Origin of the sequence: Buttiauxella warmboldiae (assembly GCF_003818135.1) — a bacterium.
Classification (GTDB): domain Bacteria; phylum Pseudomonadota; class Gammaproteobacteria; order Enterobacterales; family Enterobacteriaceae; genus Buttiauxella; species Buttiauxella warmboldiae.
Genome location: NZ_RPOH01000004.1, coordinates 1 through 21,397, shown reverse-complemented (window position 1 = coordinate 21,397; position 21,397 = coordinate 1). Strand labels below are relative to the sequence as shown.

Here is a 21,397-nt window from a genome sequence, read left to right as displayed (position 1 = left end):
AAATTATATCCCACTCGCGCGGTGTTGTGTCACCTTATTTTCAGGCCGCGACCCTGACTGGTTATCGCTTCGCCAGAGGTCATTCCTGTTAGGGGGCTCAGCGATCCTTACGCCACGCATCTGCCGTCAGCGCTTCACCAAAGTGGCTGGCAATCAGGCGCTTAGTCAAATCATGTAGCGGAGAGGCGAGCACCTCAGCGGTACTGCCGCGCTCAACGACTTCCCCCTGATGCATCACTATCACTTTATCGCTGATGTGTTTCATCATGCCGATATGCTGTGTCACGTAAATATAGGCAATACCTTGTTTTTCCTGCAGTTCGAGCATCAGATTAATCAGTTGCGAACGCATGGACATATCCAGAGAGGCCAGCGCTTCATCAGCAATAATCACTTTTGGGCGCAGAATCAGCGCCCGCGCCAGGCCCAGACGCTGCTTTTGCCCGGGGGCCAGCATATGCGGGTAGTAGCTGGCGTGGTCGGGAAGCAGGCCCACCATGCGCAACGTTTCGACGATCTGCTTATGGCGCGCTTCCGGCTCCAGATCGGTATTCAGGCGCAGCGGGAAGTCGAGGATCTGCGAGATGCGCTGGCGCGGATTTAGCGAGGTACTCGGATCCTGAAAGATCATGCGAATATGCTGGCTACGGTAGGTATAATCGCCGTACTGCAACAAATGATCGTTGATCGCCACTTCGCCCGTGGTGGGTTCCACCATCCCCGCCAGCATTTTGGCAAGGGTTGATTTACCGGAGCCGTTCTCGCCAATAATCGCCAGCGTCTGTTTTTCACGCAGGGTAAAACTCAGCGGTTTTACCGCGTCAACATGCTGGCGGCGGAACAGGCCGGTCCGGTAACGAAACGTCTTACTTAAATTGCGAACCTCGAGCAACGTTTCGACCATCACTGGCTCTCCATATTCAGCGGGAAGTGGCAGGCATACAGGTGGTTTTTTGCTCCCGTCAGGCGCGGGGTTTCAATACATTCGCGCTGGGCATAGGGGCAGCGCGGCCCGAGTCGACAACCCATGGGTAAATGTTCCAGTAACGGTATTGCCCCTGGCATCGTGTTCAGGCGGCTTTTATGGGGCATCGGGCTGCCAAAGTCCGGGATCGCGCGAATAAGCGCCTGGGTATAAGGGTGGTGCGGCGTAGCGATTAACTCTTCGCTGGTCGCGCTTTCCACGGTTTGCCCACAGTACATCACGTTAATTTTATCGGCCCACTGACTCAGCATCTGCAGGTCATGGCTGATCAGCAAAATGGTGGTGTTGTTGTACTGGTTCAGACGCGTCAGCAGCTTGAAAATTTGCAGCTGGGTGGTCGGCTCCATGGCGTTGGTGGGTTCGTCCGCAATCAACAAACGCGGCTGGTTGGCTAGCGCAATGGCAATCATCACCTTCTGGCATTCGCCGTCGGTTAACTCGTACGGGTAGCTGCGCATGGCATCTTTATGATCTTTAATCCCGACCCGGTGCAGCAGCTCAATAGCGCGGCGTTTACGCCAGCCAAAGCGTTTCCACCAGCGGCCCTTGTAGGTCCAGCCGGGAATATTTTGCATCAGCTGGCGGCCAACACGTTCCGACGGGTCCAGGCACGACTGCGGCTCCTGGAAAATCATCGACATATTATGGCCGACGAGGCGGCGGCGCTCGCGCCCGCTCAGGCGCAGCAGGTCGATGTCGTCAAAGCGCATACGGTCTGCCGTCACGCGCCAGTTATCTTTGGTGACGCCACAGATCGCTTTTGCAATCAGGCTTTTTCCGGAGCCCGATTCCCCCACCAGCCCACGAATTTCCCCTTCGTTGAGGGTCATGCTGACGCGGTCGACGGCTTTTACCCAACCTTCGGCAGTCATAAATTCAATGGTCAGATTACGGATATCAAGTAATGGCATTATTGCACCCCCGCGTTGATTGCGCGGCGTAAACCGTCGCCCAGCAGGTTAACCAGTAATACGCTGATCATTATCGCCACGCCTGGCAGCATAACCGTCCACGGAGCAACATAAATCAGCTCCAGCGCGTCACCCAGCATCGAGCCCCACTCAGGCGACGGAAGCTGTGCGCCGAGGTCGAGGAAACCCAATGCCGCAATATCAAGAATTGCCATAGAGAGGGCGCGGGTGATTTCGGTGACCAGGATGGCGGCGGTATTCGGCATCACCGCAAACCAGAGAATATTGAGCGTGGATGCGCCATCCAGGCGGGCGGCGATAACGTAATCTTTCTCCAGTTCATCGTGCACGGCACTGTAGACCGAACGCACCATGCGCGGCAGCAGAGCGAGCCATACGGCAAACATCGCGTGTACCAGATGCGGCCCCACAAAAGCCACCACGATAATCGCCAGCAATAAAGAAGGGATCGACAGCAGAGCATCAAGAATATGGTTGAGCGCCGCAGAGCGCAGGCCATGTGTGGCGCCAGCGACCACGCCCAAGACTATACCAAACACCGCAGCCGCAAGCGTGACAACAAACGCGCCGCCCACGGTTGGCGCAGCCCCGCTTAACAGGCGGCTTAATACATCACGCCCAAGGTCATCCGTCCCCAGGAAGAACGATACGTCGCCATAGCGTGACCATGAAGGCGGCAGCAGCTGGTAGCCGAGGAATTGCTGATCGATACCATAAGGCGCAAAAACGCCGCCAAACACGCACAGCAAGACCAATGCCCCGCAGCCATACAGGCCAATCATCGCCGGCGTGTCGCCGTAAAATTTGTGCCAGGTCAGGCGTAACGTGCTGGGCGGGCGCTTCTCGCGATAAACGCTATCGTAGGGCATACCATTCCTTATGTGTCAGTGGGTTGGCCATGGCGCCCAAAATATCGGAGATCACGTTAACGATGATAACCAGTGACCCGATAACCATCACACCGGCTGAAATTGCCGCGTAGTCCTGTTGACGAATCGCGTTGATAAGCCAGCGGCCAAGGCCCGGCCAGCTGAAGACCACTTCGGTGATCATCGCAAGCGTCAGCATGGTTGAAAACTGCAGGCCAAGGCGTGGAATAACCGGCGGCAGGGCGTTATGCAGCACATGGCGATGAAGAATGGTCAGACGCGATAAGCCACGCGTTGCCGCGGCTTTAATGTAGTTCTGGTCAAACACTTCAATCGTGCTGATCCGCATCAAACGCACCACTTCCGTGGTTGGCGCGACGGCTAACGCCGCCACCGGCAGCACCATATGGCGAAGGGCGCTGACGATCATCTCTTCTCGATAAGGGGAGTCGGAGAGCCAGGCGTCAATCAGCGCAAAACCGGTCACCGATTTGACTTCATAGAGCAAATCAAAGCGCCCGGAAACCGGCAGCCAGCCCAGGGTGAGCGAGAAAAACATCGTCAGTAACAGGGCGAACCAGAACACCGGAATCGAAAAGCCGACCAGGGCGAGAGCGCTGATAAGCTGGTCTTGCCATTTATTGCGCATCACCCCGGCTAACATGCCCACCGGAATACCAATCAGCAGCGCAAGGCCAAAGGCCAGGATGCACAGCTCCATGGTGGCCGGAAACACCACCCGCAGCTGTTCGTTAATCGACTGGCCGTTAATGCTTGATACGCCAAAATCCCACTGCAGGATGCTTTCACACCAGAATACCCAGGCGTTCCACAATGAGGCGCCCTGTAGCGGGGCGTGAGGGGTAAAATAGTTCAGGCTAAAGCCGATAAAGGCCAGAAAAAACAGCGTCACCAGCAGCAGCAGCAGGCGGCGCAGAGTATAAATAATCATGGTTTTTTCACCTCAACATTCTCACGGGACACGCCTGCAAAAGATGCGTTGCCAAACGGACTCAGCACCAGCCCTTTAATGTCGTAGCGATAGGCCTGCAGACGCAGCGAGGAGGCCAGCGGCAAGACCGGCAGCTGTTCAGCCAGAATATCCTGCGCCTCACGGTAAGCCTCAATACGCGACGCCAGCTGCTGAGACGAGAGCGCTTTTTGCAGCACCTGATCGAACTTAGGATCGCACCAGTGGGCGTAGTTGGTCTGCGAACGAATCGCCGCACAGCTGAACATCGGGCGGAAGAAGCTATCCGGATCATTACTGTCTGTCGCCCAGCCCGCAAGTGTCAAATCGTGGCTCATATCCATCAGCCGCGCTTCCTGGAAGCGGCCTTCCACCGGCACAATAATTACCTTCACGCCAATTTGCGCCATATCGGCCTGAATAAGCTCGGCCATTTTTAACGGGCTGGGGTTCCAGGCCTGAGAGCTGGTCGGTACCCACAGACGTAATTCCAGATTATTCAGCCCGAGCGCTTTTAATTGCTGGCGTGCTTTCTCCGGGTTGTATTCGGTAATTTTAGAATCGCTGTCATAAGCCCAGGAAGCGCGCGGTAAAATAGAGGCCGCGGTTTCTGCGGTGCCGTAGTAAATCGACTGCATCAGGCGCTGGTTGTTAATCGCCAGCGCCAGCGCGTGGCGCACCGCCGGATTATTTAATGGCGTTTTATTGGTGTTAAACGCCAGGTATGCGATGTTCATGCCGGGACGCAGGGTCAGGCGTAAACGCGGGTCGTCACGCAAGATAGTCAGCTGGCTGGCGGCAGGATAGGCCAGCACGTCGCACTCGCCGGTCAGCAGCTTCGACAGACGGCCGGTACCGCCAGAACCTAAGTCCAACACCACCTGCGGCATTAACGGGACGCCGCGCCAGAACTTCGGGTGGCGCGCCAGACGAATATACTGCCCGGCACGATACTCACCGATCTGGAAGGGGCCGGTCCCTACCGGCTGGCGGTCCATTAATTCCTGGCGGTCAACTTTGGTTAGCTGCTGCGCATATTCAGCAGACATAACGGAAGCGTAATGGGTCGCCATATGCCACAGGAAGGAGGCATCCGGCTTTTCGAGGCGGAATTCAACGGTGTTGCTATCAAGCTTACGAACGCTTTTTACCGAGTCCGGGAACTGGAGGCTGTCGAAATAGGGGTAGTTGCCGCCGTTGACGTTATGCCATGGGTGCTGGCGGTCAAAGACGCGCTGGAAACTGAACACCACATCATCGGCATTCAGCGCGCGAGTCGGCTTAAACCACGGCGTGGTCTGGAACTGAACATTCGGGCGCAGATGGAAGCGATAGGTTGCGCCGTTATCCAGCACCTCCCAGCTTTGTGCAAGTTCAGGCACCAGGCGATAAGTGTAGGGATCGACATCCAGCAGTCGGTCATAGAGCTGTGCGGCCAGAGTGTCCACGGTCAAACCGCCGCTGGCCATCTGCGGATTAAAGGTATTGACCTGACCGTTGACACAATAAACAAATCCGCTGCTACGGATATCGGCTGGTTTTTCAACAGCTGGGGCAGCCAATGCCGCGCCACTCAGGCAGTTAACCGCCAGTAACAGGGAGGAAACAAGTCCGCGCATAAGTTTTTGAGTTTTCTCAGGTGATAGCCAAAGTGTATCGCACTCTGCAGGGCTTCCCAAAATATGTCAGGCTATTTTGCCTTTTTTATCGCCAAAGCCTGTGAAAAAAACAGGGGGATGCTGTTTTTTACAGCGTTTATCGGCTTTCGCCAATGCCAGAACGGCACGGAAGATTATTCCGGCTGCACGACCTGATGTTTTTTCAGCAGCGCACGTAACTGATGATAGGTCAGTCCGAGCAAATCAGCGGCTTTGCGTTGGTGGTATTGGGTCTGTGCCAGACTTTGCTCTACCAGCGCTTTTTCCTGCGCGTTCTGCCAGGCGCGTAAGTCCACAGGCAGGGCCGGCTGCGAATCGCTGGTTTGCATCAGGGGGGCCGGTTTGCGCATAAACGGGTCGAGGATAATCTCATCCACGGGTTCTTCGCTGCTGCCGTGGCGATAAACCGAGCGCTCGACCACATTCTTTAATTCCCGAATATTTCCCGGCCAGGCGTAATTGAGCAGCGTTAACCGCGCGGCGTCAGTAAACCCCGGAAACAGGGGAAGCTGTAATTCGCGGCACATCTGAATGGCAAAATGTTCGGCCATCAACATGATATCGGGCTGGCGTTCACGTAACGGCGGCAGGTTCACCACGTCAAAAGCCAGGCGGTCCAGGAGGTCGGCGCGGAATTTTCCTTGTTGCGCAAGCGTTGGCAGATCGGCGTTGGTGGCGCAAACCAGCCGTACATTAACCTGCAACGGCTGGCTGCCACCTACGCGTTCAAGTTCGCCGTACTCCACCACGCGCAGCAGCTTTTCCTGCACCATCATCGGCGCGGTGGCTAACTCATCAAGGAAGAGTGTGCCGCCATCAGCCCGTTCAAAGCGCCCGGGATGGCGTTTTTGCGCTCCGGTAAATGCCCCGGCTTCATGACCAAAAAGTTCCGAGTCCAGCAGATTATCGTTAAGGGCGGCGCAGTTAAGGGAAATAAACGGCCCTTGCCAACGGCGTGAGAGAAAGTGCAGGCGGTTGGCAATCAGCTCTTTACCGGTGCCGCGCTCACCAATCACCAGCACCGGTTTTTCAAGCGGGGCGAGGCGGGAGACCTGTTCCAGCACCTCAAGAAAGCTGTTTGCTTCACCGATCAGGTTATCTTTGCTGTCTGCCATGGTTAAATTGACCAATAGTTAGTGAATGTCACCAATATAAGCGTTCTGCCCGGCGAGTCAAATTTAATCATTTACTTATAAATCAACAAAGTAAAAAGTTGGCATGGCGGTTGCAATATTCATGGCGAGCAGGTGCCAGGCACCGGAAATAATGACTAAAGAGGATTGCATTATGGGTATTTTTTCTCGTTTCGCCGACATCGTGAATGCCAACATCAACTCGCTGCTTGAGAAAGCAGAAGATCCACAGAAGCTGGTACGCCTGATGATTCAGGAAATGGAAGACACGCTGGTCGAAGTGCGTTCTACCTCCGCTCGGGCGCTGGCTGAAAAGAAACAGCTGTCCCGTCGCGTAGAACTGGCGAGCGCTCAGCAGGCTGAATGGCAGGAAAAAGCCGAACTGGCGCTGCGCAAAGATAAAGAAGATCTGGCGCGTGCGGCCTTGATCGAAAAACAAAAAATGACCGACCTGATCGCCACCCTGGAAGATGAAGTGGTGCATGTCGATGAAACCCTGGCGCGGATGAAAAAAGAGATCGGCGAGCTGGAGAATAAACTCAGCGAAACCCGCGCTCGCCAGCAGGCGCTGACTTTGCGTCACCAGGCGGCTTCTTCTTCACGCGATGTTCGTCGCCAGCTTGATAGCGGTAAAATCGACGAAGCGATGGCGCGTTTTGAATCCTTCGAGCGTCGCATCGACCAGATGGAATCGGAAGCGGAAAGCCACGGCTTTGGTAAGCAAAAAAGCCTCGACTCGCAGTTTGCTGAGCTGAAAGCGGATGACGAAATCAGCGAACAGCTGGCTGCGCTGAAAGCTAAAATGAATCACCAGGACCGTGGGTAATTCACTTCACTGCGGCATGTCAGCCATGCCGCGGTAAGCCTGACTTGTAAAAGGAGTAGACATGAGCGCGCTTTTTCTTGCCATTCCGTTAACCATATTTGTGTTGTTTGTCGCCCCCATCTGGCTGTGGTTGCACTACAACAACCGGGCCGAGAATGGCGGGCAGCTTTCTCAGGGCGAGCAACAGCGGCTGGCGCAGCTAACAGAGGATGCACGCCGGATGCGTGAACGCATTCAGACGCTGGAACAGATCCTTGATGCAGAACATCCTAACTGGAGAGACAAATAATGGTGAGATCGATTTCCGGTCGTAAATTGTGGCGTATTCCCGAGAAGGGAATGGTGAAAGGGGTGTGTGCGGGTATCGCGCAATACCTTGACGTTCCTGTGAAACTGGTGCGCCTGATTACCGTATTGGCGATGATTTTTGGCCTGTTTTTCCTGGTGCTGGTGGCCTACATTGCCCTGACTTTTATCCTTGATCCGATGCCTGCGGGCGCGGAGCAGGGAAAGCCACAGCCGACCAGCCGGGATTTACTTGATGAAGCCGATGCTGAATTAGCCGCAGGCGAACAGCGTTTACGCTCTATGGAGCGCTACATAACGTCCGATACTTTTACGTTGCGTAGCCGCTTCCGCCAGCTTTAACTCCCCGGTGTTTTCCCTCTCCTCAGGGGGAGGGCCGGGGTGAGGGCAGTAGATTGACTGCCCATACTTAACCGTTTTCCCGGAGGTGAGATGTCCAAATTCCAGACGGCAGCGAACAAAGCGAAGCCGGGCCTTAAAATCGTGGGTAAGTTAGTATTGCTGACCGCTCTGCGTTATGGCCCCGCAGGCGTCGCGGGTTGGGCGGTTAAGTCCGTAGCGCGTCGCCCTCTGAAAATGCTGCTGGCGCTGGTGCTTGAGCCTGCCATCGCGAAAATTTTGCGTAAGGTTTCCGCGCGCTATAAAGGCCTCAGTGATAACGCCCCTTAACCCTGTTACTTGCTTTGAACTTTCCTTACTTTAGTGCGTAACCTTAGTGCGTAACCGGGGCTTGTCACACGCGAAGGCTGTCTTTTCGCGCCGTCTTTTGCGAGGATAGCGCGAAATTGACCACTCTCAATAAAAGGTAACGACATGGCTAAGCATCCGACGGGTAAATATCTGCGCGCGCCCATCACCGTCAACGACAAGAATCTGCTGATTTACGTGGTGCGTGGTTCGAAAATTGAAGATATGCCGGAAGACAACGATGACGACTATCCGGGCGATATGCAGATGTTAATGCCGCAGCTGTCGAAAGAGTTCGATGCCGAGTTAAATGTTGCGCTCGAAGAGTGCGAATCGGGTGATGTGGTGGTGTTTATCTGTACCACGGATATGATTTTTGAGTATGGCTTCTCGAAGATTAAAGCGCTGGCAAAAGGGTAGGCATTAAAGCCCCGGTGGATTGCCGGGGCCGTTTTACTAGTGGCCGTAAAAAATCTCGCCTTTCATGGCGCGTAAAATCTTGCCTTCCGCGTCCGTGATCAACACGTAGTTGCCACCCATATAGGTCCAGTGGCTACCCGCAACCGGCGCTGGCAGGTGTCTGATTTTCCAGGCGTCAATCTGATAAGGTTTGGTGCGGTACAAATCCGGCACGATGTCGCCAATTTTAAATGGCCGGTAGTCGGCATGGAACTGCTGGATTTCAAAGGAAGAACTCGGCGGTGCAGGTGTGGCCACCGGGGCGTCCGCGGCTTGCGCCGTCAGCGCCATCGGCAAAGAGCCGGCCATCAGGGCCGCAGAAAAAATAAACACATTCAATTTACGCATAGCTTCTCCAGATACATTCATCTGCTCACTTTCAAATAATGCCGTTATCTCTATCACGTTGTTTCGCGTGAAGTAATAAATTTTTCGTTACCTGACGTAAATCGCTGGTCGCAAACGGTTGAGATCTCATCGACGGGCAGCCGGACTCTCTTTATAGTAACAACTCTACAACATAGGAGAGTATTGATGAGTTACGTTACTGATAATCCTGCCGCTGCTCCAGAAATCGCCGCCGCTCATTTTCTCCAGCGCTTATCGCTTGAAACAGACTGCGATGATGTCCATAGCGCGATGAAAGCAGGGGATATAGATTTTGTGCTGCTGCACGTTGTGGGCTCGCCAGAAGCTTTTGCGCGCCGTCATATACCGGGCGCGCTGCACTTACCGCACCGGGAAATCTCCGCGGAGCGTATGGCGCAGTGGCCAGCCGACACGTTGTTTGTGGTTTATTGCGCCGGGCCGCATTGCAATGGGGCCGATCGCGCCGCGCTGAAGCTGGCGCGTCTGGGCCGCGCGGTGAAAATAATGATCGGTGGTATCACGGGTTGGGCAGACGAAGGCTTTAGCTTTGCCTGATTGTTGAATTTGCTATCCCCCCGGCGCTAACCCGGTGTAATCTCTGCCACAAATTAGTCCTGTCTGAAGGAAGTCACAATGTCGATTTACAGCGAAACCAATGCACAATTCATCTTCGGTTTGAGTAACCTGGCTGCCATTCTTGAGAAGGCCGCTGGCTGGGCAAAAGAGAACGACAAAACGGAAGAGAGCCTGCTGCAGGCTGCACTGGCCGCAGATATGTATCCGCTGGTGCGCCAGGTACAAATCACCACCGATATGGCAAAACGCGCCGTTGCTCGCCTGGCGGGCGTTGATGCGCCGGTAATGGAAGATAGCGAAACGACTATTGAACAACTGCAGGCGCGTATTAACGCTACCGTTGAGTTCATGAAATCCATCACTGACGCGCAGCTGGAAGGTGACGACGAGCGCCCAATTGTGGTGATGGCCCGTGAACACGAGCTGCGCTTTACCGCCCGCAGTTACGTTTACCAGTTTGCTACGCCGAACTTCTATTTCCACTTCACCACCGCCTACGACATCCTGCGTCAGGCAGGCGTGCCGTTAGGCAAGCGTGATTTCGTCGGCCCGATCTTCTAAATACCGACTGGCTTATTAATTGTGCGCCCGCACCCCATTAACTCAGGCGGTAATAGCGGTTCGGGCGCAGTTTTTCCGGCAGTTGTTCGCTCTCGTCCATATCCTGTAAATCCCGCTCAATGGCATTGCAGATGGCATCCAGCGGCAGATCGTTGTCTTCCGTGCCAAACGGCTCTTCCAGCTCTTCAGCCAGGGTGTCGAGCGAAATAAAGGTATAGGAGACAAACACCGACAGGAATGGCGTCATGTAATGCAGGTCGGTGACCAGCGCGAAAGGCAGCATGATGCAGAACAGATACACGGTTCGGTGCAAAATCAGCGTATAGGCAAACGGCACCGGCGTACCGGCGATGCGCTCGCAGCCCCCGGCAACCGCCGATAAATCGTTGAGGTGGTGATTCAGGCTGCTCCACACCACATCGGAAATCCCCCCTTGTTTACGCTTATCCGCGAGCCAGTCGCCCATCAGCAACAGTATGCGGTTGCACGGCGCGTGACTTTTTGTCACCCACTGTAGCTCATCAGCCGTGAGATAGTTTTTGAGCGTCTCCTCCACCGGGCGCTTACGCAACGTGAGACGCAGAGCGTGACAGAAGGCCACCTGTAATTTTACCAGCGCCCGGATCTGACTCTTGTTTTCGCCCAGCAGACTTTTTGCCTCACGCAAAAATGCCCGCTGCGTAATCGCCAGCTGCCCCCACAGCGTGCGCGCTTCGTTAAAGCGTGCGTAACAAGCGCTGTTTCTGAAGCCTAAAAAGATAGCAATCGCCACGCCGAGAATACTAAAGGGTGCAATGGTCAGCTTAATGCCGAGAGTTTCATACCACGGCAAAAAGAAAATCACGCTGATGGAGAGGGCAATATTCAGCAGCAGGCGGGAGTAAATTTTTTGTAGTACCGAACCGTGCCAGACGAATAAACGGATAAACCAGTGTTGCTGCGGGCGAACAATCATAATCAGGAGGCTCAAGAACAGGACGCCATATTTAACGGCAAACCGTGAGCCAGATCAAACTTGTTTTACAGCTGATTAACAACATGAATTATTTTCAATAACCATGAAAGATCTTCGTTTGCGGACATCCACGCCCTCTGCCATGCTCCACAGCATAAATAGCCGTCCAGATGGCTAAATGTTCAAATAATGAATTATCACCCTGCTAAATTAATTAGCCGGGGCAACGGAGAAATCACATGCCGCATTCCACTCTTCATCGCGCTCCCTTCCGTGCCGACATCGTCGGTAGCTTCTTACGCCCGACGGCTATTAAAAATGCCCGTCTGGCCTTTGCTAAAGGTGAGATCGACGCCAGCCAGTTGCGTAAAGTAGAAGATGAGGCCATCCGTGCCTCTGTTGAACAACAATGCGCCTGCGGGCTGCATGTTGTCACTGACGGTGAATTCCGCCGCGCGTGGTGGCATTTTGATTTCTTTGACGGTCTGCAGGGCGTGGAGCGCTATGAATCGGAGCAGGGCATTCAGTTTAACGGCGTGCAGACCAAAGCGCATAGCGTGCGGGTGGTGGGCAAACTCGGTTTTGGTTCGCACCCGATGCTGGAAGATTTTCGCTACCTGAAAAGCATCAGCGGCGATGCGGTGCCCAAAATGACCATTCCAAGCCCGAGCGTGCTGCATTTCCGCGGGGGGCGTAACGCTATCGACAGCCAGGTCTATCCTGATTTAACAGAGTATTTTGACGATCTTGCCACCACCTGGCGCGACGCAATTCAGGCGTTTTACGCGGCGGGCTGCCGTTATCTGCAGCTTGATGACACCGTATGGGCATATCTGTGTTCCGATGCGCAGCGTAAAGAGATCCGCGAGCGTGGTGACGATCCGGATCGGCTGGCGCAAATTTATGCGCAGGTGCTCAATAAGGCGCTGGAAGGCAAGCCGGACGATTTAGTTATTGGCCTGCACGTGTGCCGCGGCAACTTCCGCTCAACGTGGATTTCCGAAGGAGGTTATGAACCGGTGGCCGAGGTACTGTTTGGCAGCGTAAACGTAGACGCTTTCTTCCTTGAATACGATAACGATCGTTCCGGTGATTTTGCACCGCTGCGCTTTGTGCGTCCCGGCCATCAGCAGGTGGTGCTGGGGCTGATTACGACCAAGAATGGCGAGCTGGAAAACCCGCAGTTGATTGAACAGCGAATTAACGAAGCGGCGCAATATGTCGCCATCGACCAAATTTGCCTTAGCCCGCAGTGTGGTTTTGCCTCAACGGAGGAGGGCAACAGCCTGAGCGCCGGGCAGCAGTGGGACAAAGTTCGCCTGGTGACTCAGATTGCAGAAAAGGTCTGGTAATTATTTTATCGGGTAACGAACGGTGCCGTAAAGAGGCGGCCCGGTTGTCGTTTTGCGCCGTCATATTTTTGTCATATCGCTGCTTTATAACTCGATGACCAAAAACGAAGGACGCGAACCCGATGAAATTAAAACCTTTTGCGCTGTTATTAACCGCTTTATTCCCTCTGGCAAGTTACGCGGCGCAGCCGCAGGTTGAGCGTTACGTTGTCACCTTTCTGCAGGGCGATCATGTTGACTATCAGGGCGCTTACGCCGCTAATTTCCCGAACGGTTTGCCGATTGGCGTGGGCTCGGGCCTGCAATTTATCCGCAAAGAGGGCAATGCGCTGTTATTTGCGACGGTAACCGATCGCGGCCCAAATGCTGACTCGCCGAAATCTGGCAAAAAAGAGTCAAAGATATTTGCTAACCCGGCATTTACCCCGCTGCTGATGACCATCCGCGTAGCCGATGGCAAAGCGCAGGCTACCGACGCGCACGCGCTGCACGATGAAAACGGCCCGATTAGCGGTTTGCCGCTGCCGGAAGGCTTAATTGGTGCCACCAATGAAATCGCCCTTGGCGATACCCTGCAACGCTTAGCAAGTGATAAACGCGGGCTGGATACGGAAGGCATCACGCCTGATGGTCACGGCGGCTACTGGCTGTGCGATGAATATGGCCCGTTTATCATCAATATCGATGCTAACGGCAAAATCCTTAAAAAACACGGCCCGCAGGCAGAGCAAGGTGAGCAGGGCGTGGCTGGGGGATTGCCTAATGTCCTGAAATGGCGCCAGGCCAACCGTGGCTTTGAAGGCATCACGCGTATGCCGGACGGCCGTATTATCGCCGCGGTGCAAAGCACGCTGGATATCGACGGCAAAACTAAAAACAGCGCGCGGTTCACACGGCTGGTAACGCTTGATCCGCAAACCGGCAAAACTGCGATGTACGGTTACCCCATCGACGTGGATGCTTACAAGAAAGCCAAAGATGCCAAAATTGGCGACATCGTGGCGCTGGATAATAACCGCTTGCTGATTATCGAGCAGGGAGGCGATAAAAATAAAGTCATGCGTAATCTGGTGTATGTGGTCGATCTCAGCCAGGCAAGCGATCTCAGCGCCTTTGATAAAGACCGGGCGCCAGAGTTTGATGATGCGGCGCAGCTGGAAGCGCGCGCTATCAAACTGGCCGAGAAAAAAGAGATTGTCGATCTGCGCAAACTCGGCTGGCAGCAGGAAAAAGCCGAAGGGATGACGCTGGTTGATAACCAGACCCTTGCACTGATCAACGACAACGATTTTGGTCTGCAGGCGGCGCTGGAAAACCCGGATGCCGACGCTAAAAAAGCCGCTGCGTATGAAGTGGACGGCAAAGGGCATTTGACACGCGACGGCAAAGAAGTGGCGACAAAAATCGCCTTAAAGCCGCTGGAAAAACCCGAGTCCGAGAGCGAGCTGTGGATAATTAAGCTACCTGAATCCTTAAAGTAAAACGCGGTTAAAGAACAAGGGCAGCCATCGGGTTGCCCTTGTTCTATTTTTCAGTTTTGCTTTCCATTACGCTGCGAATGGAGTCTATCAGTGCCATTGCCGCGGGTGATAATTCGGCATCGGCAAGCCGGGAAATACCGATCTGTTCCAGAACCAGCGGCTCAAATGCAGGGAGACGCACAAGGTCGTTACGGTAAGTCAGATCCGTGACAATGGACTGAGGCAGGATCCCCAGTAAATCAGTCTTTTTTAATAACCACAGAATATTGAAAAATGAGACCGTTTCAATAGTGGCATGAGGAGGGTCGGTATTTTCGTTATAAAAAATATTATCAAACTGCTTACGTAACGTTGTCTCAACCGGCGGCAGGATCCAGGCCTCACGTTTTAATGTTTCAAGCGTTGCATTGGGATTTTGTTCCAGTGGGTGCCCGCGCCGCGCAACAATAATGGCATTTTCACTAAATAGCGCTTCCTGCACGATCGCCGCGCTGGAGCTGATGTCTGACAGGCGGCCCACTAAAAAATCCAGCTCTCCGGAAATCAGTCGCGGTATGAGATCGCCACTGACGCCTTCCACAATTTTTATGCGGATATCAGGCCGTGACACGCTCAGCCGGGCAATGGCTGCGGGGATAAGATAGCTCGACCCGGTCAGAATACTGCCGATGGCAACTCTGCCTGCGTGCCCACGCCCCAGCGCATCAATTGCCTGAGAAACATGGTCAAGCTGGGCCAGCACCATTTTACTTCTTTCGATAAAATCCCGACCCAGTTCGGTGGGGGTTACACCGCGACGATTGCGCAAAAAAAGCTTTGCGCCCACCGCATCTTCAAGATCCAATAGCAGCTTACTGGCAGTTGGCTGAGATATCTTGAGTGAACGCGAGGCGTGAAGAACGCTGCCGTATTCGAAAAGCGCTATTGCCAGGCGAAAGTGCCTGACTGTCGCCCAGCGCTCCAGTCTGTCTGTTCGCATATGCTATCCATTTTTGGAATACCACATGCAATATATCGGTTATTTACGAATATCACAAACCTTCCTATACTCGGTTGCATATTATCCAGCCGGAGTGATTATTATGAATAGCAATAACCTTGAGACGGTAAAAAAATACTTTAAATATTGCGTCGATGGTAAAGATGCGCAGCGCGTTGCAGAATATTTTGACCGGGACGTTATTATTCATCGTCCTGATTGTGACGCGCCAATACAGGGTATTGAAAATTTCAAGCAAGCGTTAACCGAACACGTATTAGATCGCTATGATTCGATTGTGACGACATTTAACAAAGAAGTGGTGACTGAAGATGTGGTAGTGGTGCATTTGCAACACGTTGCGCGTGGCTCTAACACCTGGCACGGCTTTGATGTTCATGGCAAAGATGTGACCTGGACTGCGCTGACCTATTTCCGTTTTAATGCCCAGGGCAAAATAGTTGAAGAGATCGTCGAAAGGAATGAATTATTTATGGCGAAACAGGTTGGGATAATTAACTATAAATAAACCGACCACAAATAGCGGATAACGCTATCCATTAGGTGCCAGAATTATTGCGGGGAATAGTGCATTTCCCGCAATAATATTATTTCCTCACCTAAATCCTACACCGATCCCCGCACCACTAATTTCCAGTCCAGAATTTCATTCACGGTTTCCACCTCCGGGTTATCAATGCGTTCAAGGAGTAATTGCACGCTGCGCACGCCAAGCTGGTGCATCGGCTGTTCGATAGTGGTGAGCGGCGGGTAAGTGACGGAGCCAAAGGGCACGCCATCAAAGCCCATGATCGCCACATCTTCTGGCACCCGCAGCCCTTGCTGGTGGGCATAATGCAGTGCGCCGCCCGCCAGCGCGTCGGAGATAGCGAAGACCGCATCGGGAGGCTCTGGCAGGGTAAAGAGTTCGGCCATGGCCTGTACGCCCGCCTGGTACTCCAGGCTGTCGGTATAGACGACCGCCTGCCAGTTTTTATCGCAGGCGGCGCGATATCCGGCCTCACGCTGCTGGGAATAGAGATAGCGTAAATCGCCGTTAATCAGCGCGATACGTTGGTAGCCTGATGCCGCAAGGTGCTCAACCGCCGCCGCCGCCGCTTTAAAATTATCAATTGTCACCGACGAAGCGCGATAGCCCGGATCCCCTTCGCCACATTGCACCCACGGCGAGTCGCCAATCAGCGTCGTCAGCCCCGGTAAGCAACTGATGGCATCCATCGTAATCACCCCATCCACCACCTTGCCGCTCAGCAGGCGCAAATAGGCTGATTCACGGGTCAGGCGCGATTCAGAGTTACACAGCAAAATATGGTAGCCCTGTTTTTCAGCTTCTTCTTCAATGCCGCGCACTACGCGGGCGCAGAAGGGGTTAGTGATATTGGATACCAGCACCAGCAACATGCGGCTGCGGGAGGTCCGCAACTGGCGCGCCAGCAGGTTAGGTCGGTACTCACAGGCTTCGATCGCCGCCAGCACTTTGTCGCGCGTGTCCGCTTTCACCGCAGGGTTGCCATTGAGCACCCTGGAAACGGTTGCGGTGGAAACACCGGCAATTCGCGCCACTTTCTCTATCGACATATTGATCCTTTGCCCGATGGGTTGAATTGTGAACCACATTGCAGATTTGAACTGATAGTACCAAATAACGCACCTGCAGGATGGTAAGCCCGCTGAAATCGATTACATTTTTAATGAAGTGATAATGTAATCGATTACAAAAATAACCTCTTACCCTTAAATCAATACTCTGTAGTGGAGGATCTATGTCTTCTCAGTCGGCTGTTGGAGCACAAGCGGTAACCCATAAATGGGTGATCCCACGTCTGTCATTAATGATGTTTCTTGAGTTTTTCGTCTGGGGGGCCTGGTATGTGACGCTGGGCGTGGTGATGGGAAAATTTGGCCTGAGCGCGTTAATTGGTGACGCATATTCCACCGGGCCAATCGCTTCGATTTTATCGCCGTTTGTCCTCGGGATGCTGGTAGACCGTTTCTTTGCCTCGCAAAAAGTGCTCGGTGTACTGCACCTGATTGGCGCGGCCTTGCTGTGGTGGCTGCCGGGTATGTTTGAAAGCGGGCAGAGCGGCTTACTGTGGGTGGTCTTCGCCTACATGCTGTGCTACATGCCGACCATCGCGCTGAGCAATAATGTGGCCTTCCATAGCCTGGCAAACAGTGAAAAAGGGTTCCCGATCGTGCGCGCTTTCGGCACCATCGGCTGGATTGTCGCGGGGCTGATAGTCGGCACCAGCGGTCTTTCAGACAGCACCGGGATCTTCACGCTGGCGGCCATTGCTTCCGTCGTCCTGGGTATTTACAGCTTCACGTTACCGAATACCCCCGCGCCGGATCGCGGTAAACCGCTGTCGATGCGTGATCTGCTATGCGCTGATGCGTTTGCGTTACTCAAGCAGCGCCATTTTATGGTGTTTATCATCTGCGCCACGCTGATTTCGATTCCACTGGCGGCCTATTACGCCTACGCAGCGCCGTTTATTTCAGCGGTGGGTTTTGAAAACGTTAGCGGAGTGATGGCGTTCGGGCAGATGTCTGAGCTGCTGTTTATGCTGCTGATTCCGTTCTTCTTCCGCCGTCTGGGCATCAAAATGATGCTGCTTATCGGGATGTTGTCCTGGTTCCTGCGTTACGCCATGTTCGCCCTGGGTATCACCGAAGAGACGCGCTGGATGATCTACATCGGCATCATTCTGCACGGGGTTTGCTATGACTTCTTCTTTGTTATCGGCTTTATCTACACCGATAAGGTGGCGGGAAACAAAGTGAAAGGGCAAGCGCAAAGCCTGCTGGTGCTCTTCACCTACGGCCTCGGGATGCTGATTGGTTCGCAAATCAGCGGGGCGGTGTTCAATCGTTCGGTAACCGCGCAAGGGACGGAGGGCCTGCTGCAATGGCAACAGTTCTGGTGGATGCCGGCGATTGCGGCGGTGGTGATTGCCGCGCTCTTCTTCTTCACCTTTAACTACAAAGAGGGTGAGCAGCATGGCAAATAAGCCGCTGCGCGTGCTGGTTGTGGGCTGCGGAAATATGGGGGCCGCCCACAGCCTTGCGTATCAGCAATTAGAGACGTTCACGCTTTGCGGGCTGGTGGCTCGCGGCGATTCTAAAGCGCGCCTCCGGGCGCAGCTTGCCGTCGAGCTGCCATTATTTGAAGATTTACCGCAGGCGATTAAAGAGACGCAGGCCGAGGCGGTGTGCATCGCCACCTGGCCGGATAGCCACGAAGCGCTGGCGCTCACCGCCCTGGCTGCGGGTTGCCATGTGTTTCTTGAAAAACCGCTGGCTACCACGGTGAGCGGGGCTAAACGAGTGGTTGCCACAGCCAATCTTGCCGGTAAGAAACTGGTGGTGGGCTATATTTTGCGCCATCACCCGGTCTGGCAACGGTTTATCGAGTTGGCTCACGGGCTGGGTAAACCGCTGGTGATGCGCATGAACCTGAACCAGCAAAGCAGCGGCACTGCCTGGCACACGCACAAAATGCTGATGCAGTCGCTGTCGCCGCTTGTCGATTGCGGCGTGCATTATCTTGATGTGATGTGCCAGATGACGCAATCCAGCCCGCACTCGGTAAGCGCGATTGGCGTGCGTTTAACGGATGAAATAGCCGCCGAACGGGTCAACTACGGCCAGCTTCAGGTGCGTTTTACCGACGGTTCGGTCGGCTGGTATGAAGCGGGCTGGGGGCCGATGATGAGCCAGACCGCATTCTTTATCAAGGATGTGATTGGCCCGCAAGGCTCCGCGTCGATTGTGGCGCATGAAGCCGGTGGTGAAGGGCAGTCGGCGAATGTTGCCGCGCACACGCGCACCGAATCTTTGCGCCTTCATCACGCAGAACTGAACGCGCAGGGAGAATTTACCCATCAGGATGAATGGCTTAGGGCCGGCGATGAACCCGACCACTTTGCGCTGTGCCAGCTTGAGCAGCAGTTTTTTGCCCGTGCCATTTTTGAAGATCTCGATTTATCGCAGCATCAACAACAGGCGATTGATAGCCTGGCGGTGGTGCTGGCCGCAGACCTTGCCGCGCGCGAGGAGCGCACGGTGCTGATTAAGGAGATGTTGTCATGAAAACCCTGCAAGGGCCGTCCATTTTTCTCTCACAGTTTATCGCAGACAACCCCCCGTTTAACTCACTCGACACGCTAGCCGCCTGGGCGGCAGGATTGGGGTACAAAGCGGTGCAGCTTCCCACTCATCTGCCACATATTTTCGACCTCGCAAAAGCGGCTGAAAATAAGGATTACTGCGCGGAAATTCGTCTCGTGCTGGGAAATGTCGGGCTGGAAATCAGCGAGCTGTCTACGCATTTGCAGGGGCAGCTGGTTGCCGTGCATCCGGCCTATGAGGCCGCGTTTTCCGGGTTTGCACCGCCGGAGCTGGCACAGGATGCTGTTGCCCGCCAGCAGTGGGCGGTAAACAGCCTGAAACAGGCCGCTCGCGCTTCGCAAAACTTAGGTCTGAAGGCTCATGCAACCTTCTCCGGCGCGCTGGCCTGGCCCTATTTTTACCCATGGCCGCCGCGCAATGCGTTGTTAATTGACGAAGCGTTCCGCGAACTGGCCGCTCGCTGGCTGCCGATTCTTGAGAGTTTTGATGAAGCGGGCGTGGATCTCTGCTTTGAGCTGCATCCCGGCGAAGATTTGCATGATGGCGTCACTTTCGAGCGTTTTCTGGCATTGGTCGCTAACCATCCGCGCTGCGCCATTCTCTACGATCCGAGCCATATGCTGCTGCAACAGATGGATTACCTCGGCTTTATCGATCGCTACCATGAGCGCATTAAAGCGTTTCACGTAAAAGACGCTGAGTTTTTGCCTTCGGCTAAAAGCGGCGTGTATGGCGGCTATCAGCCGTGGACTGAACGCGCGGGGCGGTTTCGCTCCCCGGGCGACGGGCAGATTAATTTTAAAGCCATCTTCAGCAAGCTGGCGCAATACGACTACGCCGGATGGGCCACGCTTGAATGGGAATGCTGCCTGAAATCAGGCGAAGCGGGCGCGCGCGAAGGGGCCAGATTTATCGCCGACCATATTATTCCGGTTGCTGATTATGCCTTTGACGACTTTGCGCTGCGTGAGAGCGAAAAATCCACGGTGCGCCGCATGCTTGGGCTGGAGGACAACTCATGAAACGACTGCGTTCAGGTATGGTCGGCGGCGGTGAAGGTTCGTTTATTGGCGGCGTACATCGTATCGCCGCGCGGCTGGATGACCAGTTTGAGCTGGTTGCTGGCGCGTTTTCTTCCTCGCCGGAAGTGGCAAAACGCAGCGGTGAGGCGCTGTTTATTGATGATGACCGCAACTATGGTAGCTGGCAGGAGATGGCGCAGCGTGAGGCCGCACGGCCTGACGGCATCGAAGTGGTTTCCATTGTCACGCCAAATCATCTGCACGTTCCGATTGCTAAGGCCTTCCTGGAAAACGGTATTCACGTCATCTGCGATAAACCGCTCGGCGTCACACTCGGCGAAGCGCAAGCACTGGCGCAGGTTATCGAGCGTGCTGGCCGTCATTTTATTCTCACGCACAATTACAGCGCGCTGCCGATGGTGCGAGAGGCTCGAGCCCGCATCACCAACGGTGAAATTGGCGATATCCGCGCCATCGAAGTGGAATATTTGCAGGGCTGGCTAAATGACCGTCTTGAGCTAACGGATAACAAGCAGGCGAGCTGGCGTGGTAATCCGGCATTAGCGGGGGCTGGCGCGATTGGCGATATTGGCACGCACGCCTGGCAGCTGGCTGCGTTTGTCAGCGGTATGGAGCCAGAGGCGGTACGTGGTGAATTGTTAACACGCATGCCAGGACGCCTGCTGGATGATGAAGTGTACGCCGAAATGCGTTATGCCAACGGCGCGCGCGGGCGCTTATGGGCAAGCCAGGTGGCATCAGGTTTCGAGAACGACCTGCGTTTACGCATCGTGGGCAGCAGGGCAAGCATCAGCTTCCGCCAGCAACAGCCTGAAGTTCTGGAAATTTATCCTCATCACGGTAATAGTTACGTTGTCACGCGCAACGGCGTGAATAACCACAATTCCGTACGTCACCAGTGCCGCACACCCGCCGGGCATCCGGAAGGTTATCTGGAGGGGTTCGCCCAAATCTACCGCGAAGCGGCGATTAAAATCCGTGGCGGCGACGCGCCGTGGCTACCGGGTATTGCCGAAGGGCTGGCGGGGATGAAATTTATTGAAACGGTGCGTGAAAGCAGCCATCGGGGCGGTGCATGGCTGGAGTGGTGATCAGCCGAAAATC

At 54.5% G+C, this 21,397-nt stretch carries 24 protein-coding genes; 14 read left to right on the top strand and 10 right to left on the bottom strand.

What is annotated here, in order from left to right; genetic code table 11:
- Positions 1 to 97: 97 nt before the first annotated feature.
- From sapF to pspF, 6 genes are all read right to left on the bottom strand, one after another.
- Complete coding sequence (gene sapF, locus EHN07_RS01660) at positions 98 to 904, bottom strand: putrescine export ABC transporter ATP-binding protein SapF (RefSeq protein WP_124022484.1); 807 nt, start codon at positions 902 to 904, stop codon at positions 98 to 100.
- Entirely contained in the window at positions 904 to 1,896 is a 993-nt protein-coding gene (sapD, locus tag EHN07_RS01655) for a putrescine export ABC transporter ATP-binding protein SapD (RefSeq protein ID WP_124022483.1), read from the bottom strand. Before sapD ends, sapF begins: the two co-directional genes overlap by 1 nt.
- The gene (sapC, locus tag EHN07_RS01650) at positions 1,896 to 2,786 is read right to left on the bottom strand and encodes a putrescine export ABC transporter permease SapC (RefSeq protein WP_124022482.1); all 891 of its coding nucleotides are present in this window, start codon (positions 2,784 to 2,786) and stop codon (positions 1,896 to 1,898) included. The genes sapD and sapC overlap by 1 nt, the downstream gene beginning before the upstream one ends.
- Complete coding sequence (sapB, locus tag EHN07_RS01645) at positions 2,773 to 3,738, bottom strand: putrescine export ABC transporter permease SapB (protein WP_124022481.1); 966 nt, start codon at positions 3,736 to 3,738, stop codon at positions 2,773 to 2,775. Before sapB ends, sapC begins: the two co-directional genes overlap by 14 nt.
- Positions 3,735 to 5,375, bottom strand: a complete 1,641-nt coding sequence (sapA, locus tag EHN07_RS01640; protein ID WP_124022480.1) for an ABC transporter substrate-binding protein SapA — start codon at positions 5,373 to 5,375, stop codon at positions 3,735 to 3,737. The genes sapB and sapA overlap by 4 nt, the downstream gene beginning before the upstream one ends.
- A gap of 173 nt (positions 5,376 to 5,548) precedes the next feature.
- Positions 5,549 to 6,529 (bottom strand): phage shock protein operon transcriptional activator, encoded by a 981-nt coding sequence (gene pspF, locus EHN07_RS01635; RefSeq protein WP_124022479.1) that lies wholly within the window; start codon positions 6,527 to 6,529, stop codon positions 5,549 to 5,551.
- A gap of 172 nt (positions 6,530 to 6,701) precedes the next feature.
- Here pspF and pspA point away from each other — a divergent pair, with 172 nt between their 5' ends.
- From pspA to EHN07_RS01610, 5 genes are all read left to right on the top strand, one after another.
- Entirely contained in the window at positions 6,702 to 7,373 is a 672-nt protein-coding gene (gene pspA, locus EHN07_RS01630) for a phage shock protein PspA (protein ID WP_124022478.1), read from the top strand.
- A gap of 61 nt (positions 7,374 to 7,434) precedes the next feature.
- Entirely contained in the window at positions 7,435 to 7,662 is a 228-nt protein-coding gene (gene pspB, locus EHN07_RS01625) for an envelope stress response membrane protein PspB (RefSeq protein WP_124022477.1), read from the top strand.
- Positions 7,662 to 8,021 (top strand): envelope stress response membrane protein PspC, encoded by a 360-nt coding sequence (gene pspC / locus EHN07_RS01620; protein WP_124022476.1) that lies wholly within the window; start codon positions 7,662 to 7,664, stop codon positions 8,019 to 8,021. The genes pspB and pspC overlap by 1 nt, the downstream gene beginning before the upstream one ends.
- 90 nt (positions 8,022 to 8,111) lie before the next feature.
- The gene (gene pspD, locus EHN07_RS01615; RefSeq protein ID WP_124022475.1) at positions 8,112 to 8,348 is read left to right on the top strand and encodes a phage shock protein PspD; all 237 of its coding nucleotides are present in this window, start codon (positions 8,112 to 8,114) and stop codon (positions 8,346 to 8,348) included.
- Between the two features lie 144 nt (positions 8,349 to 8,492).
- The gene (locus tag EHN07_RS01610; RefSeq protein WP_124022474.1) at positions 8,493 to 8,786 is read left to right on the top strand and encodes a hypothetical protein; all 294 of its coding nucleotides are present in this window, start codon (positions 8,493 to 8,495) and stop codon (positions 8,784 to 8,786) included.
- 36 nt (positions 8,787 to 8,822) lie between these two features.
- On the opposite strand, the gene EHN07_RS01605 is transcribed toward EHN07_RS01610, so the two are convergent.
- Complete coding sequence (locus EHN07_RS01605; protein ID WP_425267161.1) at positions 8,823 to 9,134, bottom strand: RcnB family protein; 312 nt, start codon at positions 9,132 to 9,134, stop codon at positions 8,823 to 8,825.
- Between the two features lie 225 nt (positions 9,135 to 9,359).
- On the opposite strand from EHN07_RS01605, the gene EHN07_RS01600 reads away from it, so the two are divergent.
- Positions 9,360 to 9,749, top strand: a complete 390-nt coding sequence (locus EHN07_RS01600; protein WP_124022472.1) for a rhodanese-like domain-containing protein — start codon at positions 9,360 to 9,362, stop codon at positions 9,747 to 9,749.
- A 78-nt stretch (positions 9,750 to 9,827) separates the two neighbouring features.
- Positions 9,828 to 10,331 carry a DUF1993 domain-containing protein gene (locus tag EHN07_RS01595; protein ID WP_124022471.1) on the top strand — a complete coding sequence of 168 codons (504 nt, stop codon included), beginning with the start codon at positions 9,828 to 9,830 and terminating at the stop codon, positions 10,329 to 10,331.
- Positions 10,332 to 10,368: 37 nt separating this feature from the next.
- Here EHN07_RS01595 and EHN07_RS01590 read toward each other — a convergent pair whose 3' ends face one another.
- The gene (locus EHN07_RS01590; RefSeq protein WP_124022531.1) at positions 10,369 to 11,286 is read right to left on the bottom strand and encodes a bestrophin family protein; all 918 of its coding nucleotides are present in this window, start codon (positions 11,284 to 11,286) and stop codon (positions 10,369 to 10,371) included.
- Positions 11,287 to 11,525: 239 nt separating this feature from the next.
- Here EHN07_RS01590 and EHN07_RS01585 point away from each other — a divergent pair, with 239 nt between their 5' ends.
- Positions 11,526 to 12,638 (top strand): cobalamin-independent methionine synthase II family protein, encoded by a 1,113-nt coding sequence (locus tag EHN07_RS01585; protein WP_124022470.1) that lies wholly within the window; start codon positions 11,526 to 11,528, stop codon positions 12,636 to 12,638.
- A gap of 122 nt (positions 12,639 to 12,760) precedes the next feature.
- Positions 12,761 to 14,119, top strand: a complete 1,359-nt coding sequence (locus EHN07_RS01580) for an esterase-like activity of phytase family protein (protein ID WP_124022469.1) — start codon at positions 12,761 to 12,763, stop codon at positions 14,117 to 14,119.
- Positions 14,120 to 14,162: 43 nt separating this feature from the next.
- On the opposite strand, the gene EHN07_RS01575 is transcribed toward EHN07_RS01580, so the two are convergent.
- Complete coding sequence (locus tag EHN07_RS01575) at positions 14,163 to 15,098, bottom strand: LysR family transcriptional regulator (RefSeq protein WP_124022468.1); 936 nt, start codon at positions 15,096 to 15,098, stop codon at positions 14,163 to 14,165.
- A gap of 103 nt (positions 15,099 to 15,201) precedes the next feature.
- Between EHN07_RS01575 and EHN07_RS01570 the strand changes: the two genes are divergently transcribed.
- A complete protein-coding gene (locus tag EHN07_RS01570) occupies positions 15,202 to 15,627 on the top strand; it encodes an ester cyclase (RefSeq protein ID WP_124022467.1) in 426 nt (141 codons plus the stop codon).
- Positions 15,628 to 15,725: 98 nt separating this feature from the next.
- Here the strand turns inward: EHN07_RS01570 and EHN07_RS01565 are convergent, their stop codons facing one another.
- A complete protein-coding gene (locus EHN07_RS01565) occupies positions 15,726 to 16,697 on the bottom strand; it encodes a LacI family DNA-binding transcriptional regulator (protein WP_124022466.1) in 972 nt (323 codons plus the stop codon).
- Between the two features lie 185 nt (positions 16,698 to 16,882).
- Here EHN07_RS01565 and EHN07_RS01560 point away from each other — a divergent pair, with 185 nt between their 5' ends.
- The 4 genes from EHN07_RS01560 to EHN07_RS01545 are packed head-to-tail and all read left to right on the top strand — an operon-like array spanning position 16,883 to position 21,384.
- Complete coding sequence (locus tag EHN07_RS01560; RefSeq protein ID WP_124022465.1) at positions 16,883 to 18,130, top strand: MFS transporter; 1,248 nt, start codon at positions 16,883 to 16,885, stop codon at positions 18,128 to 18,130.
- Complete coding sequence (locus EHN07_RS01555) at positions 18,120 to 19,211, top strand: Gfo/Idh/MocA family protein (RefSeq protein WP_124022464.1); 1,092 nt, start codon at positions 18,120 to 18,122, stop codon at positions 19,209 to 19,211. The genes EHN07_RS01560 and EHN07_RS01555 overlap by 11 nt, the downstream gene beginning before the upstream one ends.
- Positions 19,208 to 20,272 carry a sugar phosphate isomerase/epimerase family protein gene (locus EHN07_RS01550; protein WP_124022463.1) on the top strand — a complete coding sequence of 355 codons (1,065 nt, stop codon included), beginning with the start codon at positions 19,208 to 19,210 and terminating at the stop codon, positions 20,270 to 20,272. The genes EHN07_RS01555 and EHN07_RS01550 overlap by 4 nt, the downstream gene beginning before the upstream one ends.
- Positions 20,269 to 21,384 (top strand): Gfo/Idh/MocA family protein, encoded by a 1,116-nt coding sequence (locus EHN07_RS01545; RefSeq protein ID WP_124022462.1) that lies wholly within the window; start codon positions 20,269 to 20,271, stop codon positions 21,382 to 21,384. The genes EHN07_RS01550 and EHN07_RS01545 overlap by 4 nt, the downstream gene beginning before the upstream one ends.
- The last annotated feature ends 13 nt before the right edge of the window (positions 21,385 to 21,397 follow it).